Raw genomic sequence first — 1,035 nt, forward strand, 5'->3', positions numbered from 1 at the left:
GGCGCTCAACGACGTTTCGGTGGACTTCCGGGCGGGTGAAGTGCACGCGCTGCTGGGAGAAAACGGTGCCGGAAAGAGCACCCTGGTCAAAGTGATAGCCGGTGTAGTTACCGCTGATACCGGCGAGGTGACATTCCCGGGAGGCGCCGGATCATCCGATGTAGCCATGGTGTTCCAGGAACTCTCAGTGATCCCCGAGCTGTCCGTCCGGGACAATATGGCTCTCAGCATGCGCCGGACCTCAGGTCTTTTGGTGCGCAGGGAAAAACTGCAGGAGCGGATGCAGTCCGCGCTGGCTTCTGCGGGTCTTGAAGACCTGGATCTGGACATGCCCGTGGAGGCATTGCCGCTGGCAAAACGCCAACTGCTTGAGATCGCCCGCGGGCTCGTCGCCGATGCCCGCACCCTGATCCTGGATGAGCCCACCGCCACCCTGTCGGACATTGAAATCTCACGGGTCCATGAGGTCGTGAGGTCGCTTGTGGCAGGCGGACGGTCAATCGTCTACATCACGCACCGGATGGGCGAAGTCTTCCGGCTGGCTGACCGGATCACCATTATGCGTTCCGGCAGCGTGGTGGCCAGCGGCCCGACGGCCGATTTCACCATGGATTCGGTTGTTACGCACATGCTGGGCGAAGAACACACAGCGGGGGAGGCAATTCACGTCAAGGAAAACTTTGCTCCGGAAAGCCGCCGGAAGCTGAACATCCGCGGGCTGGCTTCCGGACACCGCTTCTCGGACGTGTCTTTCACCGCGCAGGCCGGGGAGGTCACCGCGCTCTTTGGCCAGATAGGCTCCGGAGCTGATGACGTTGTTCGAGCCTTGGTCGGCCTCATCCCCGTGACCGCGGGGGACATTCAACTGAACGAGATTCAGCTGTCAGCCCTGACAAGACCCAAGTCCCAGAAACACGGGATTGCCTACGTTTCGGCGGACCGTGTCCTGGAGGGTGTCTTCCTCAGCGGCAGTGTCGCCCAGAACGTCAGCTCGGGCGCACTGGCCGGCGTGAGCCGGCTGGGGACCCTCAGGGC

1 protein-coding gene is annotated in these 1,035 nt (G+C 62.4%); it reads left to right on the forward strand.

The features are described from left to right. Nucleotides 1-1,035 (forward strand): ATP-binding cassette domain-containing protein (locus AC1DEY_RS23685; RefSeq protein WP_476870129.1); only part of this gene is annotated, 1,035 nt, incomplete at both ends.

Source organism: Arthrobacter sp. 05T47 (assembly GCF_056395825.1).